We start from the raw sequence: 12659 nt of genomic DNA, 5'->3' as shown, positions 1-12659 counted from the left end.
TTACCGGCATTTTCTCACGGACATAAAAAAAGGACCCCGAAGGGTCCTTTTTCCAGCTTAAAGCCTGCGGGTATTTAAACGCCCGAAGCCTTGGCTGCTGCTACGTCCTTGATGGACAGCTTGATACGGCCGCGGTTGTCCACGTCCAGTACCAGCACTTCCACTTCCTGGCCTTCTTTCAGGATGTCGGTCACTTTCTCGACGCGAGCATCGCTCAGCATGGAGATGTGAACCAGACCGTCCTTGCCAGGCAGGATGTTGACGAATGCGCCGAAGTCGACGATGCGCTCAACCTTGCCGACGTAGATCTTGCCGATCTCGGCTTCAGCGGTGATGCCCAGAACGCGCTGACGTGCTGCTTCAGCCGCTTCCTTGGTTTCGCCAAAGATCTTGATCGAGCCGTCGTCTTCGATGTCGATCGAAGCCTTGGTCTCTTCGCAGATCGCACGGATGGTCGCGCCGCCTTTACCGATGACATCACGGATTTTGTCAGTGTCGATTTTCATCGCGATCATGGTCGGAGCATTTTCCGACAGCTCGGTACGCGACTGACCAATGATCTGGTTCATCTGGCCGAGGATGTTCAGGCGCGCTTCCAGGGCTTGGCCCAGAGCGATTTCCATGATCTCTTCGGTGATGCCCTTGATCTTGATGTCCATCTGCAGCGCGGTCACACCTTTGGCGGTACCGGCTACTTTGAAGTCCATGTCGCCCAGGTGGTCTTCGTCACCCAGGATGTCGGTCAGGATGGCGAACTTCTCGCCTTCTTTAACCAGGCCCATGGCGATACCGGCAACCGGTGCCTTCATCGGCACACCAGCGTCCATCAGTGCCAGGGAAGCACCGCACACGGAAGCCATCGAGCTGGAACCGTTGGACTCGGTGATTTCCGAGACAACACGGATGGTGTACGGGAACACGTCAGCAGCCGGCAGCATGGCCTGGACCGAACGACGGGCCAGACGGCCGTGACCGATTTCGCGGCGACCAGCGCCACCCATGCGACCACACTCGCCCACCGAGAACGGAGGGAAGTTGTAGTGCAGCATGAACGGGTCTTTTTTCTCGCCTTCCAGGGTGTCCAGCAGCTGTGCGTCACGGGCAGTACCCAGAGTCGCGACTACCAGGGCCTGGGTTTCACCACGGGTGAACAGGGCCGAACCGTGAGTCTTCGGCAGAACGCCGACTTCGATGTTCAGCGGACGCACGGTGCGCGTGTCGCGACCGTCGATACGTGGCTTGCCGTTTACGATGTTTTCGCGAACGGTGCGGTATTCGATTTCACCGAATGCAGCTTTGACGTCGCTGGCGGAAGGCTGGCCTTCTTCACCGGACAGCTTGGCCACAACCTGATCCTTCAGCTCGCCCAGGCGAGCGTAACGGTCGGCCTTGACGGTGATGGTGTAGGCGTCGGAGATAGCAGCGCCGAACTCGGAGCGGATAGCGCCCAGCAGTTCGGTGGCTTCCGGGGCAGCAGCCCAGGTCCAGGTCGGCTTGGCAGCTTCGGCAGCCAGTTCGGTGACAGCCTTGATGACAGCCTGGAATTCGTCGTGGGCGAACAGCACGGCGCCCAGCATCTGGTCTTCGGTCAGCTCTTTGGCTTCCGATTCAACCATCAGAACGGCTTCCGAGGTACCGGCAACGACCATGTCCAGGCTCGATGCTTTCAGTTGCTCGTAAGTCGGGTTCAGCAGGTAACCGGTGCTCTCGTGGAAAGCAACGCGGGCTGCGCCGATCGGACCATCGAAAGGAATACCGGAGATGGCCAGGGCAGCCGAAGTACCGATCATCGCAGCGATGTCCGGATCGGTTTTCTTGCTGGTGGAAACGACGGTGCAGACAACCTGCACTTCGTTCATGAAGCCTTCTGGGAACAGCGGACGGATCGGACGGTCGATCAGTCGGGAAGTCAGGGTTTCTTTCTCGGAAGGACGGCCTTCGCGCTTGAAGAAACCGCCAGGGATCTTACCGGCAGCGTAAGTCTTTTCCTGGTAGTGAACGGACAGAGGGAAGAAGCCCTTGCTCGGGTCAGCGGTCTTCGCGCCGACTACGGTCACCAGTACGGTGACGTCATCGTCAACGGTGACCAGCACTGCGCCGGAGGCTTGACGGGCGATACGGCCTGTCTCGAGGGTAACGGTCGACTGACCGAACTGGAATTTTTTGATAACCGGGTTCACGGTGTCCTACCTTCTTTGTGGCTCTTGGGGAACTTGTCTTCTTGCGAAATTCTTGGGCAATGCCGGGAGTCGGCCCGACCGCTGTCCAGGGTAAAACGTGTGTCCAGATAAAACTTGAGGCTGGGAGCCTGCCATGGGCCAGCGGGAATCCCACTGACACACGGCAGACAACCAACCTCTAGCGCAATCGCTTATTAGCGACGCAGACCCAGGCGACCGATCAGAGCCTGATAACGACCCAGATCCTTGCCTTTCAGGTAGTCCAGCAGCTTACGGCGCTGGTTTACCATGCGGATCAGACCACGACGGGAGTGGTGATCTTTACCGTTGGCCTTGAAGTGACCTTGCAGCTTGTTGATGTTGTGGGTCAGCAGTGCAACTTGCACTTCTGGCGAACCAGTGTCACCAACAGCTTGCTGATAGTCAGCTACGATTTGTGCTTTTTCTTGAACGTCGAGAGCCATGAGGCAATCCTTTTTTCAGGAAACTACCCAAAGGGCAGTCTCAACAGGCCAGGGACAAATCCCTGTATCTAAAAATGAGTAGTGACCGTGCCTGTTAACAGCCACCCTCGTTCCAGTTTGCGTAAAATCTACTGCGCTTTTACCACAAACTGGTTCCGGTCATTCTGACCGAATCAGTCGACGCGGCGCGATGCGCCCGTCTTCGCTCACTTCACCGATACCGATAAAGCGACCGTTATGATCCTGTACTCGCACCATGCCGAACTTCGGGGCATCCGGGGCACGTACCGGCTGGCCGTTGAGCCAGTAGAACGCGCTGTGCTCCGAGAAGTGCAGCAATGGCCAATCCAGCAAACCGCTGTCCGATGGCATCAGGAAGCGATCCACCGCTTCATTGCCGCCTTCGGCGTGAACCGCCTCCAACTCTTCCAGCGTCACCGTCTGGGCCAGGCTGAAAGGTCCGGCCTGGGTACGTCGCAGCTCTGCAACGTACGCGCCGCAACCGAGCTTTTCACCGATATCTTCCACCAGGGTACGGATATAGGTGCCTTTGCTGCAGTCCACGGCCAGGCGCGCAGTGTCACCTTCACAGGCGAGCAATTCCAAGCGCGCAATAGTAACAGAACGCGGTTCGCGCTCCACTACTTCGCCCGCACGTGCCAGCTTGTAAAGAGGCTGCCCATCGCGCTTGAGAGCCGAGTACATCGGCGGTATCTGACTGATTTCTCCACGAAAAGCGGGTAAAGCAGCCTCGATATCAGCACGACCAACGGTCACGTCGCGAACCTGCAGAACATCACCTTCGGCGTCAGCCGTGGTGGTGGTCTTGCCCAGTTGCATCAGGGTTTCATAACCCTTGTCGGAATCGAGCAGGTATTGCGAGAACTTGGTGGCCTCGCCAAAGCACAACGGCAATACACCGGTGGCCAGGGGATCGAGGCTGCCGGTATGCCCGGCCTTCTCGGCATTGAGCAGCCAGCGAACCTTCTGCAACGCAGCATTGGAGGTAAAGCCAATGGGTTTGTCGAGCAGAATGATGCCGCTGACATTGCGACGAATACGTTTGACCTGAGCCACCGCTTACTCCTTGGCGTCTTCAGGTGTGGACGGGTGCTGGCTGTCTTCAGCCACGGCGCGCTCGATGAGTGCCGACAGGTGCGCACCACGCACGACGCTTTCGTCGTAGTGGAAGTGCAACTGGGGCACGCTGCGCAGCTTCATCTCACGGGCCAACTGCATGCGCAGGAAACCTGCAGCCGAGTTGAGCACCTTGATGCTTTGCGCGATTTCTTCGCTGCTGTCCTGGCCCATCACGGTGATGAAAATCTTCGCGTGACCAACGTCACGGCTCACTTCAACAGCGGTGATGGTGACCAGGCCAACGCGCGGATCTTTGACTTCGCGACGGATCAGTTGGGCCAGCTCACGCTGCATCTGATCGCCGATACGCTGGGTACGGCTGTATTCTTTTGCCATGTCTTGTTACCTGTTACTGCCACACGGTGAAACCCGTGGGGTCTGAAAGCGGCAAACGCCCGGCCTGACAAAAGCCAGACCGGGCGTTGCGTTTAGAGTCCGGACACTGCGTGGGGCATCTGCATGCCCACACGCCGTGTGGCTCCTGAAGTGCGCGAGTTAGAGGCTGCGAGCAACCTGAACCTTCTCGAAGACTTCGATCTTGTCGCCAACCTTGACGTCGTTGTAGCTCTTGACGCCGATACCGCATTCCATGCCGGCACGTACTTCCGAAGCGTCATCCTTGAAGCGGCGCAGGGATTCCAGCTCGCCTTCGAAGATAACGATGTCTTCACGCAGTACGCGGATTGGACGGTTACGGTACACGGTGCCTTCGACAACCATGCAGCCGGCGATCGCGCCGAATTTCGGCGAGCGGAACACGTCACGTACTTCGGCGATACCCAGGATGTTCTCCCGGACGTCACTGCCAAGCATGCCGGTAAGGGCCTTCTTGACGTCTTCGATGATGTCGTAGATGACGTTGTAGTAACGCATGTCCAGGCCTTCCTGCTCGACGATCTTGCGAGCGCCAGCATCGGCACGCACGTTGAAGCCGAACAGTACAGCGTTGGAAGCCAGTGCCAGGTTGGCGTCGGATTCGGTGATACCACCGACACCGCCACCGACAACGCGCACTTGCACTTCGTCGTTACCCAGGCCGTTCAAGGCGCCGTTCAACGCTTCGAGGGAACCACGGACGTCAGATTTGAGGACGATGTTAAGCGTCTTCTTCTCTTCCTGGCCCATATTCTCGAAGATGTTTTCCAGCTTGCCAGCGTGAGCACGGGCCAGTTTGACTTCGCGGAACTTGCCTTGACGGAACAGAGCCACTTCACGGGCTTTCTTCTCGTCGGCAACCACGCTCATCTCATCGCCAGCGTCCGGCGTACCGTCCAGGCCGAGGATCTCGACCGGGATAGCTGGACCTGCTTCCTTGATTGGCTTGCCGTTCTCGTCGAGCATGGCACGTACACGGCCGTAGTTCGAACCGACCAGCACCATGTCGCCTTGGCGCAGGGTACCGTCTTGAACCAGGACGGTCGCCACCGGGCCACGGCCCTTGTCGAGGCGGGACTCAACCACGACACCACGGCCAGGAGCCGATGGGGTAGCAGTCAGTTCCAGAACTTCGGCTTGCAGCAGAACGGCTTCGAGCAGTTCGTCAACGCCGGTACCCATCTTCGCAGAGACCGGTACGAATGGAGTGTCGCCACCCCACTCTTCGGAAGTCACGCCGTGAACCGACAGTTCGCTACGGATGCGATCGAGATCAGCGCCCGGCTTGTCGATCTTGTTCACGGCAACCACCAGCGGCACGCCAGCCGCTTTCGCGTGCTGAACAGCTTCGATGGTTTGTGGCATCACGCCGTCGTCCGCTGCAACCACCAGGATCACGATGTCGGTCGCCTTGGCACCACGAGCACGCATTGCGGTAAACGCGGCGTGACCCGGGGTGTCGAGGAACGTCACCATGCCACGGTCGGTTTCAACGTGGTAAGCGCCGATGTGCTGGGTAATGCCGCCGGCTTCGCCTGCAGCTACCTTGGCACGACGGATGTAGTCGAGCAGGGATGTCTTACCGTGGTCAACGTGGCCCATTACGGTCACGACCGGCGCACGGGAAACAGCCTCGCCTTCAAACTTCAGGGACTCGGCCAGGGAATCTTCCAGGGCGGTGTCGCTGACCAGGGTCACTTTGTGGCCCAGCTCTTCAGCAACCAGTTGGGCAGTTTCCTGGTCCAGTACTTGGTTGATGGTGGCCGGAGTACCCAGCTTGAACATGAACTTGATGATTTCAGCAGCCTTGACCGACATCTGCTGGGCCAGATCGCCCACAGTGATGGTCTCGCCGATCTTCACTTCACGCACGACAGGGCCGGTTGGGCTCTGGAAACCGTGGGCGTTGCGTTTTTTCAGCTTGGCCTTGCCGCGACCACCACGACGGAAGCCATCGCTTTCTTCGTCGGTAGTACGTGGGGCAACGCGTGGAGCAGGCGCTTTCTCTTTGACCGACGCACGATGCGGAGCGTTTTTGCGCTCGCCATCACCGCCACCACCACGACGATTGTTATCGTCGGCACGTGGCTTGTCTGGACGACGCGGTTCGTCGCGCTTGCGGGCGTCAGCTGCAGGAGCAGGTGCGGCGGCAACCGGAGCGGCCTCACGCACAGCTTCTACCGGCGCGCTTGGCGCGGCGACTGCTTCAGTGGCAGCAGGTTGCGCAGCAGCAGGCTGGCGACGCGCTTCTTCTTCGGCGCGACGCTTGGCTTCTTCTTCAGCCTTCTGACGAGCAGCATTTTCTACTGCGCGACGTTCTTCCAGTTCGCGTTTGCGCTCGGCTTCGATTTCTTCCGGGCTGCGCTGTACGAAGACTTTCTTCTTGCGTACTTCAACGCTGATGCTCTTGCTACCAGCAACACGCAGTGTGCTGGTGGTTTTGCGCTGCAATGTAATCTTGCGCGGTTCTTCCACTTTCGCCTTGTGGCTGCTCTTCAAGTGAGTCAGCAAAGACTGCTTCTCACTATCGCTCACACCTTCATCGGCGGCGGTGTGCGGCAGACCTGCCTCACGCATCTGCTGCAACAGGCGCTCTACCGGTGTTTTGACCTCATCGGCCAGTTGTTTCACCGTGACTTGCGTCATGCACTTCTCTCCTCAGGCCGCGCCTAATTACTCGAACCAATGGGCTCGGGCGGCCATGATCAACTTGCCGGCACGATCATCGTCAATGCCGTCGATGTCGAGCAGATCGTCAATAGACTGCTCGGCCAGGTCTTCGCGGGTAATTACGCCGCGCACCGCCAGTTCCATCGCCAAATCCTTGTCCATACCCTCAAGCGAGAGCAGGTCTTCGGCCGGATGGGCGTCTGCCAGCTTTTCCTCAGTAGCGATGGCTTTAGTCAACAAACGATCCTTGGCCCGAGCGCGAAGCTCGTTGACGGTGTCTTCGTCAAAGCCGTCGATGTTGAGCATTTCTTCCAACGGTACGTAGGCAATCTCTTCCAGGCTGGTGAAGCCTTCATCTACCAGCACCTGCGCCAGGTCTTCGTCGACTTCCAACTCGTCGATGAAGTTGCGCAGGATGTCACCGGTTTCAGCTTGCTGCTTAGCCTGGATGTCCGATTCGGTCATCACGTTCAGGGTCCAGCCGGTCAGTTGGCTGGCCAGACGCACGTTCTGACCACCACGACCAATGGCCTGAGCCAGATTGTCTGCGCCAACGGCGATGTCCATTGCATGGGCATCTTCGTCAACGATAATTGCCGCCACTTCAGCCGGCGACATGGCGTTGATCACGAACTGCGCCGGGTTATCGTCCCACAGGACGATGTCCACACGCTCACCGCCCAATTCGCCCGACACTGCCTGGACGCGCGAACCGCGCATACCAATGCAAGCGCCTTGCGGGTCGATGCGTTTGTCCTTGGAGCGAACCGCGATCTTGGCGCGCGAACCCGGGTCGCGGGACGCAGCCATGACTTCGATCAGGCCTTCGGCAATTTCCGGCACTTCAATACGGAACAGCTCGATCAGCATTTCCGGCGCGGTACGCGACAGGATCAACTGAGGGCCGCGGTTCTCGGTGCGGATTTCCTTGAGCAGCGCACGCAAACGCACGCCAACACGGAAAGTTTCGCGAGAGATGATGTCTTCGCGGGCTAGCAACGCTTCGGCGTTGTTGCCCAGGTCGACGATCACGTTGTCGCGGGTAACTTTTTTCACGGTGCCGGAGATGATTTCACCCAGGCGCTCGCGATAAGCGTCAACGACTTGAGCGCGCTCGGCTTCGCGAACCTTCTGCACAATGACCTGCTTGGCGGTCTGTGCAGCAATACGGCCGAATTCGATCGATTCGATCTTTTCTTCGACGACATCACCGACCTTGGCGCCAGGGTGCGTTTCAGCAACCTTGCTTGGCCAGGTTTCGATGGCCGGATCATCAAGATCGGCTTCTTCGACGACCGTCCAGCGACGGAAAGTCTCATAGGCACCGGTGTGGCGGTTGATTTCCACACGCAGATCAACTTCGTCTTCAAAACGCTTTTTGGTTGCAGTGGCCAGGGCCAGCTCCAGCGCTTCAAAAATCACGTTTGCCGGTACGCCCTTTTCATTGGATACCGACTCAACAACCAGCAGTACTTCTTTGCTCATCGTACGCCTCGCCTTTCGCAAGCCATTGGATCCGCGGGATCCGCGTCTCAGTCAAAACTGGGAATAATGTTGGCCTTGTCGATCATATCGATCGGCAACAGGAACTCATGGTCTTCTACCTGCACCACGACATCCTGTTCTTCTACACCGCGCAGAAGGCCCTGAAAGTTGCGACGCCCTTCGAACGGGGATCGCAGCTTGATCTTCACTTGTTCACCGGCAAATTTTGCAAACTGATCAATAGTGAACAGTGGGCGTTCCATGCCTGGCGAGGAAACTTCGAGGGTGTATTCAACGGAGATCGGATCTTCAACATCCAGGACACCGCTGATCTGACGGCTGACAATGGCACAATCGTCCACCAGCACGCCGCCCTCTTTATCGATATAAACGCGCAACATTGAGTGGCGACCTTGAGCCGAAAACTCAATACCCCAGCATTCATAGCCTAGGGCCACGACCACCGGGGCCAACAAGGCCTGCAACTCTTCTAGCTTGCTCGACACCTGAACCCCCTCGTGCATGTATGTGCATGCTGTGCAAAATAAAAAAATGGGCGAAACGCCCATCCTTGAAACGCCGTCGAACAGCGGCGTTGAAAGTGTCCAGCTAACAAAAAGCCCCTTAAAAGGGGCTCCGCTAAAACTGGTTGCGGGGGCCGGATTTGAACCGACGACCTTCGGGTTATGAGCCCGACGAGCTACCAGACTGCTCCACCCCGCGACAAAGCTGGGGCGGAAGTATACGACCGATCCCTTACAGGGTCAATGTAACCTTCCACCTACAAGAAAGCCCGCAACAGCGGGCTCTCCTGATAATTGGTACCGAGAAGGGGACTCGAACCCCTACACCCTATGGGCACAACCACCTCAAGGTTGCGTGTCTACCAATTCCACCACCTCGGCAATACAGCGTTTACAACCCTTCTTACTTCTGCTCTTGAGCTGGAGGTACGTCAGTCGCTGGAGTAGCCGACTTTTGCTCTTGAAGCACCGGGACATCATCAGAAGCCGGTTTTGCTTTTGGTACTTCCAACACTGCTGGGTTTGGGAGACCTACTTGAGTCAGCACATGAGCTTTCTCTTTAGCAAAGTAACCTAACCCCAAGCTGGTTATGAAGAAACCGGCGGCAAGTATAGCAGTAAACTTACTAAGAAAGGTAGAGGAACCTTGGCTTCCGAACACAGTATTTGAAGCACCTGCACCGAAAGACGCACCAGCATCCGCACCTTTACCCTGTTGCAACAAAACCAGGGCAACTACGCCCAGGGCAGCCAACAGATGAAAAACGACTACGACTGTTTCCAGCATTTTTTCAGTTTCCCGCGGCGCGACAGATCGCACCGAACTCATCTGCATTCAGGGAAGCTCCACCAATGAGCCCCCCATCGATATCCGGCATGCCGAACAGTTCGACCGCATTGGCCGCCTTCACGCTGCCGCCGTATAGAAGACGCACACCTTGTGCGACTTCAGAATTCTCTGCCGCCAACTGCGCGCGGATGGCTGCGTGCACATCCTGCGCCTGTTGCGGTGTAGCAGTCAGCCCGGTGCCAATGGCCCAGACCGGCTCGTAAGCAATAACTGCCTTTGCAAACGCACCAACACCCAGCTCCTCGATGATGCTGCCCAGCTGACGCGAGACAACTTCAAGAGTCTTGCCCGATTCACGCTGCTCCAGGGTCTCCCCTATGCACAACACTGGAATCAAGCCACGAGCCTGTGCCGCTGCGAACTTGCGATTGAGTGTCCCATCACGCTCGCCCATCATCTGACGGCGCTCGGAGTGCCCGACAAGCACATAGGAACAACCCGCATCGACCAATTGACTCGGTGCAATCTCACCGGTCAACGCACCTTGCATGGCTTCCACCGCAGAATTCTGCGCGCCGACCTGAATCGACTTGCCTTTCAAGCCATCAACTACTTGAGTGATATGCAAGCAAGGCGGGAAAACCGCGACATCAACACCGCTAGGCAAGGCCAAGTGACGAAGGCCATTGATCAGCTCAGCGACACTGGCGCGGGTACCGTGCATCTTCCAGTTACCAGCTACCATAGTGCGACGCATGCTGTACCTCGTCGGTCAAAGTGGGCGCAGATGTTACCCAACCACATCATCACTGGCAAGCCGAATTCAGGCGCAAACTTCAGTTACCAGTTTTGCCAGGTCTTCGGCATGGCCGCGAACCTGAGTTTCGTCGTCACCTTCGACCATGACACGCACCAGAGGCTCTGTGCCGGACTTGCGCAACAACACCCGGCCACGCCCCGCCATTGCCAGGGTCACACGCTCGCACGCCTCTTTGACAGCGGGATGCTCGATCGGGTTTTCGCCACCGGCAAAACGCACGTTGAGCAATACTTGTGGGCACTTGCGCAGGGCCTGGCGCGCCTGGGCCAGGCTCTCTTCACGGCGACGCAGGGCCAATAGCACCTGCAGCGCAGCAATGATCGCGTCACCGGTGGTGGTGTGCTGGAAGCAAACAACATGCCCCGAGTTTTCCCCACCGATCTGCCAGTTGCGCTCAAGCAACTCGGCGATCACATAGCGGTCACCGACATTGGCACGCACGAACGGAATGCCAAGATCTGCCAGGGCCAACTCCAACCCCAGGTTGCTCATCAGCGTACCGACGACACCCCCTTGCAGCTTGTTACGCTCATGCAGGTCGCGAGCAATGATGAACAGCAGGTCATCCCCGTCGACCACGGCGCCGGTGTGATCCACCATGAGCACGCGATCGCCGTCACCGTCGAAGGCAATGCCCAGGTCCGCATGCTCGGCCAGGACCGCCGCCTGCAGCTGACCCATATGCGTCGAGCCACAGTTGTCGTTGATGTTCAACCCGTTAGGCTGGGCCGACAGCACTGTCACATCAGCCCCAAGCTCCTTGAATACGCTCGGGGCCACCTTATAGGTCGCACCATGGGCGCAGTCGACAACAATTTTCAGCCCGGCAAAATTGGTGCTGCTTGGTACGCTGCTCTTGCAGAATTCGATGTAGCGGCCAGAGGCGTCGTTGATACGCGACACCTTGCCCAGCTTGCTGGACTCAACCACCGTCATCGGTGCGTCCAGCAGCTCTTCGATCATCAACTCGATCTCATCCGGCAGCTTGGTGCCCAGACCCGAGAAAAACTTGATGCCGTTGTCATCATGGGGATTGTGAGAAGCACTGATGACAATCCCGGCTTCCGCGTGGAAGGTACGCGTGAGGTAGGCGATAGCCGGCGTCGGCATCGGCCCCAACAGCATCACATCGGCGCCCGCGGCGGACAAACCAGCTTCCAGTGCGGATTCAAACATGTACCCGGAAATTCGAGTGTCCTTACCCACCAGGATGCGGCAGGCGCCCATGCTACGGAACGCCATACCTGCCGCCCACCCCAGCTTGAGCATGAAATCCGGAGTAATCGGAAACTCGCCAACCCGCCCACGGATACCGTCGGTGCCAAAATATTTTTTAGTCATAAGTGCTCCATCATTCTTATTCGGCTGATTCTACCGCGGCAATCATGCGCACCACATCCACCGTCTCGGCGACATCATGCACGCGCAAGATACGCGCACCCTTGGTCATAGCAAGCGCCGCGAGTGCGAGACCGCCGTACAACCGTTCACCTACCGGACGATTCAGTGCCATCCCTATCATGCTCTTGCGCGAAACACCGACCAACAGGGGCCGACCAAGGGCATGCAGGGACTCCACGTGCTTGAACAGGCTTAAGTTGTGCTGCAAGGACTTGGCGAAGCCAAACCCTGGATCCAGGATAATCTTTTCAGGCGCAATCCCGACTGCGGCGCATTGGGCGACCCTTTCAGCCAGGAAGCTGCTCACTTCACCCACCAGGTCATCATAGTGCGGGTTGTCCTGCATAGTGCCGGGCTCACCCAGCATATGCATCAGGCACACCGGCAGACCGGTAGCCGCCGCGGCGTCCAGGGCGCCGTCACGCCGCAGGGAACGCACGTCGTTGATCAACCCCGCCCCCAGGCGCGCCGTCTCACGCATGACTGCCGGGGTGGAAGTATCGACCGAGATAATGACATCCAGCTCGCGAGCAATGCGCTCGACAATCGGCGCCACACGCTCCAGCTCCTCCAACGGAGAAACCACCCGAGCGCCCGGCCGAGTCGACTCACCGCCGACATCAATCAGGGTCGCCCCCGCCGACACCATTGCTTCGGCATGGCGCAACGCAGCATCGAGCTGACTGAAGCGGCCGCCGTCGGAAAAGGAGTCAGGGGTGACATTAAGAATGCCCATCACGTGCGTATGGGCCAAATCAAGAACCCGGTTGCCGCAAGGCAACCGGGTGGAGGACAACACAGAAGTCATTT

At 58.1% G+C, this 12659-nt stretch carries 11 protein-coding genes and 2 tRNA genes; all 13 read right to left on the bottom strand.

Annotation, left to right across the window (positions count from 1 at the left end; all coding sequences use genetic code 11):
• Nucleotides 1–74 precede the first annotated feature (74 nt).
• Nucleotides 75–2180 carry a polyribonucleotide nucleotidyltransferase gene (pnp, locus tag AC07SI_RS27735; RefSeq protein ID WP_017528788.1) on the bottom strand — a complete coding sequence of 702 codons (2106 nt, stop codon included), beginning with the start codon at nt 2178–2180 and terminating at the stop codon, nt 75–77.
• A 194-nt stretch (nt 2181–2374) separates the two neighbouring features.
• Nucleotides 2375–2644: a 30S ribosomal protein S15 gene (gene rpsO / locus AC07SI_RS27730; protein ID WP_003176135.1), complete on the bottom strand. Its 270-nt coding sequence runs from the start codon at nt 2642–2644 to the stop codon at nt 2375–2377.
• Nucleotides 2645–2803: 159 nt separating this feature from the next.
• Nucleotides 2804–3721 (bottom strand): tRNA pseudouridine(55) synthase TruB, encoded by a 918-nt coding sequence (truB, locus tag AC07SI_RS27725; protein ID WP_034117853.1) that lies wholly within the window; start codon nt 3719–3721, stop codon nt 2804–2806.
• 3 nt (nt 3722–3724) lie between these two features.
• On the bottom strand, nt 3725–4120 hold the full coding sequence (gene rbfA, locus AC07SI_RS27720) for a 30S ribosome-binding factor RbfA (protein ID WP_016973761.1): 396 nt from the start codon (nt 4118–4120) through the stop codon (nt 3725–3727).
• A 159-nt stretch (nt 4121–4279) separates the two neighbouring features.
• A complete protein-coding gene (gene infB / locus AC07SI_RS27715) occupies nt 4280–6805 on the bottom strand; it encodes a translation initiation factor IF-2 (RefSeq protein WP_025857113.1) in 2526 nt (841 codons plus the stop codon).
• A 27-nt stretch (nt 6806–6832) separates the two neighbouring features.
• Nucleotides 6833–8314, bottom strand: coding sequence for a transcription termination factor NusA (gene nusA / locus AC07SI_RS27710; protein WP_008057419.1), 1482 nt, complete (start codon nt 8312–8314; stop codon nt 6833–6835).
• A 47-nt stretch (nt 8315–8361) separates the two neighbouring features.
• Nucleotides 8362–8820 carry a ribosome maturation factor RimP gene (gene rimP, locus AC07SI_RS27705; RefSeq protein ID WP_003235029.1) on the bottom strand — a complete coding sequence of 153 codons (459 nt, stop codon included), beginning with the start codon at nt 8818–8820 and terminating at the stop codon, nt 8362–8364.
• A 140-nt stretch (nt 8821–8960) separates the two neighbouring features.
• Nucleotides 8961–9037: transfer RNA gene (locus tag AC07SI_RS27700), tRNA-Met, on the bottom strand.
• 96 nt (nt 9038–9133) lie between these two features.
• Nucleotides 9134–9219, bottom strand: a tRNA-Leu gene (locus AC07SI_RS27695).
• 22 nt (nt 9220–9241) lie between these two features.
• On the bottom strand, nt 9242–9625 hold the full coding sequence (gene secG / locus AC07SI_RS27690; protein ID WP_010206600.1) for a preprotein translocase subunit SecG: 384 nt from the start codon (nt 9623–9625) through the stop codon (nt 9242–9244).
• Between the two features lie 4 nt (nt 9626–9629).
• The gene (gene tpiA, locus AC07SI_RS27685) at nt 9630–10385 is read right to left on the bottom strand and encodes a triose-phosphate isomerase (protein WP_495006923.1); all 756 of its coding nucleotides are present in this window, start codon (nt 10383–10385) and stop codon (nt 9630–9632) included.
• 66 nt (nt 10386–10451) lie between these two features.
• A complete protein-coding gene (glmM, locus tag AC07SI_RS27680) occupies nt 10452–11789 on the bottom strand; it encodes a phosphoglucosamine mutase (RefSeq protein WP_065910270.1) in 1338 nt (445 codons plus the stop codon).
• A 16-nt stretch (nt 11790–11805) separates the two neighbouring features.
• Entirely contained in the window at nt 11806–12657 is an 852-nt protein-coding gene (gene folP / locus AC07SI_RS27675) for a dihydropteroate synthase (protein WP_495006922.1), read from the bottom strand.
• Nucleotides 12658–12659 lie beyond the last annotated feature (2 nt).

The organism is Pseudomonas sp. GW821-FHT05D12, assembly GCF_059419825.1.
This window is presented reverse-complemented; position numbering and strand designations above follow the sequence as displayed.

What these genes read in the sequence shown, in the direction of transcription:
- rpsO (WP_003176135.1), bottom strand. Translation starts at nt 2,644, where the DNA reads ATGGCTCTCGACGTTCAAGAAAAAGCACAAATCGTAGCTGACTATCAG.
- rbfA (WP_016973761.1), bottom strand. Translation starts at nt 4,120, where the DNA reads ATGGCAAAAGAATACAGCCGTACCCAGCGTATCGGCGATCAGATGCAG.
- infB (WP_025857113.1), bottom strand. Translation starts at nt 6,805, where the DNA reads ATGACGCAAGTCACGGTGAAACAACTGGCCGATGAGGTCAAAACACCG.
- nusA (WP_008057419.1), bottom strand. Translation starts at nt 8,314, where the DNA reads ATGAGCAAAGAAGTACTGCTGGTTGTTGAGTCGGTATCCAATGAAAAG.
- secG (WP_010206600.1), bottom strand. Translation starts at nt 9,625, where the DNA reads ATGCTGGAAACAGTCGTAGTCGTTTTTCATCTGTTGGCTGCCCTGGGC.
- tpiA (WP_495006923.1), bottom strand. Translation starts at nt 10,385, where the DNA reads ATGCGTCGCACTATGGTAGCTGGTAACTGGAAGATGCACGGTACCCGC.
- glmM (WP_065910270.1), bottom strand. Translation starts at nt 11,789, where the DNA reads ATGACTAAAAAATATTTTGGCACCGACGGTATCCGTGGGCGGGTTGGC.
- folP (WP_495006922.1), bottom strand. Translation starts at nt 12,657, where the DNA reads ATGACTTCTGTGTTGTCCTCCACCCGGTTGCCTTGCGGCAACCGGGTT.